At 72.5% G+C, this 2,239-nt stretch carries 3 protein-coding genes; all 3 read right to left on the reverse strand.

Annotation, left to right across the window (positions count from 1 at the left end):
- A partial coding sequence (locus tag x551_RS21385) for a hypothetical protein (RefSeq protein WP_152543624.1) occupies positions 1–294 on the reverse strand: 294 nt, incomplete at its 3' end.
- Between the two features lie 17 nt (positions 295–311).
- Positions 312–788: a flagellar export protein FliJ gene (gene fliJ, locus x551_RS21390; RefSeq protein ID WP_011828169.1), complete on the reverse strand. Its 477-nt coding sequence runs from the start codon at positions 786–788 to the stop codon at positions 312–314.
- A gap of 42 nt (positions 789–830) precedes the next feature.
- The gene (gene fliI / locus x551_RS21395; RefSeq protein WP_051495917.1) at positions 831–2,195 is read right to left on the reverse strand and encodes a flagellar protein export ATPase FliI; all 1,365 of its coding nucleotides are present in this window, start codon (positions 2,193–2,195) and stop codon (positions 831–833) included.
- Positions 2,196–2,239: the final 44 nt, after the last annotated feature.

Raw genomic sequence — 2,239 nt, forward strand, 5'->3', positions numbered from 1 at the left:
GTTGTCCTTCTCGATCGGCTTCGCCTCGTCGCCGGCGGGCCGACGCTGCGGCTCCGGCCGGCGTGCGGCCTCGGCGCGCGACTCGGGCGGGTTCGCCTTCGCAGGGGCCGGTGGCGCGGCGAAGGCGTTGTGACCGTTCTGTCCGTGGCCCGACACGAAGCGCTGCCGCTCCCCGAGCAGGCCGGCGAACGAAGAAGAGGCCGGGGAGTTGCCGCGGTCGGCCGCCGGTTCGGCCGCGAAGGCGGTCGGGGCGTTGGCGGCAGCGCGCTGCTGGACGGACAGGTTCATGCTCATGGTGGGCAGGTACCGGCTCAGACGGCGCCCAGCGCCGCGCCGGGTGCCGTGCCTGCCAGTCGCAGCCATGCGGCACGCGAGGCCAGTTCGTCGGTTGCCTTCTGATCGCTGCGGTCCTGGGTGCGAACGGCCTCGGCGATGCGCCGCTCGATCAGCTTGCGCACCGAAGCCACACGCAGTTCGGCGCTCAGCAGCGCGGCTTTGGCCGTCTCGCCGCGCTCGATGGCCTGCGCAAGCAGGCGCTGCTGCTGCGACACCGCCTCGTCCAGCCGGACCATGAAGCCCTGGTAGCACTGCAGCAGCTCGATCGCGCCGGCGCGCTGGAACTGCGTGCCGAAGCGTTGCGCGTACTCCTGGCGGTACTCGGCCAGCTGGGTGGCCTGGGCCTGGGCCGCCGCCACGGCGTTCAGCGCATTGCGGTGGACGCCCAGCGCGGCATCGCGCGCGACCGTGGTCTGTTCGAGCAGGGTGTTCAGGGGCTGGAGGGCGCTCATGGAGTCTTTCCGGGGGAGAACGGTCGGTCTGTCGATCGGGGATCAGAGGCCGGTCAGCTGGCGCAGCTGGCGCACGCTGTCGGTCAGGCGGGAGGCGTCGTGCATGTCCTGCTGCAGCAGGGCGCGCATCGCGTCGTGCTGCTTGACCGCGAGGTCGAGTTCGGCATCGTGGCCGGGCGCATACGCGCCCAGCGCGATGAGGTCACGAGCCTTCTGGTAGCGCGACCACAGCTGGCGCAGGCGGCGCGCCGCCTGCAGGTGTTCGGGTCGTGCCACGTTGTGCATCACGCGCGAGGCCGAGCGTTCGATGTCGATCGCCGGGTAATGGCCGCTCTCGGCCAGGTCGCGCGACAGCACGATGTGGCCGTCGAGGATGGCGCGCGCCGCATCGGCGATCGGGTCCTGCTGGTCGTCGCCTTCGCTGAGCACCGTGTAGAACGCGGTGATCGAGCCGCAGCCGTTGAGGCCGTTGCCGCTGCGCTCGACCAGTTGCGGCAGCTTCGCGAAGCAGCTCGGCGGGTAGCCCTTGGTGGCTGGCGGCTCGCCGATCGCCAGCGCGATCTCGCGCTGCGCCATCGCATAGCGGGTCAGGCTGTCCATCAGCAGCAGCACGTGCTGGCCGCGGTCGCGGAAGTGCTCGGCGATCGCGGTGGCGTAGGCAGCCCCCTGCATGCGCGTCAGCGGCGGCGAGTCGGCCGGCGCCGCCACGACGATGGAGCGCTTCAGGCCCTCCTCGCCGAGGATGTCCTCGATGAATTCCTTGACCTCGCGGCCGCGCTCGCCGATCAGGCCGACGACGATGACGTCGGCCGCAGTGTACTTGGCCATCATGCCCAGCAGCACCGACTTGCCGACGCCGGAGCCGGCGAACAGCCCGATGCGCTGGCCGCGGCCGACGGTGAGCATGGCGTTGATCGCGCGCACGCCGGTGTCCAGCGGCTCGCGCACCGGGTCGCGCTCCATCGCGTTGATGGGGCGCCGCACCAGCGGCTCGTTGCGCACGGCGCCGATCGGGCCGAGCCGGTCGAGCGGCATGCCCAGCGGGTCGATCACGCGGCCCAGCAGGCCGTCGCCGATCGGCAGGTGTCGGGTGCGGTCCTCGCTGCGACGCCACGGGTGATGCGCCTCGCCGAGCACCGGCGCCACGCTCGGGGTCGAGCGCGGGACCACCCGCGCGCCGCTGGCCAGGCCATGCAGTTCGCCGGTGGGCATCAGGTAGGCACGGTCGGCGGCAAAGCCGACCACCTCGGCCAGCACGGGCGGCTGGCCGTCCATGCGCACCTCGCAGACCGAGCCGACCGGCACGCGGATGCCAGCGGCCTCGAGCACCAGCCCGGCCACGCGCACCAGCGTGCCCTGCGCCTCCAGCGGCACCGGGCCGAGGGCATGCGCCTTCAGATCGTCCATGTAGCGCTGCCACGACGCCGGCAGCGCGGCGAGCGGCGCCGCAG

The sequence above is a fragment of the Methylibium sp. T29 genome (genome assembly GCF_000576205.1).
Lineage (GTDB): Bacteria > Pseudomonadota > Gammaproteobacteria > Burkholderiales > Burkholderiaceae_C > Methylibium > Methylibium petroleiphilum.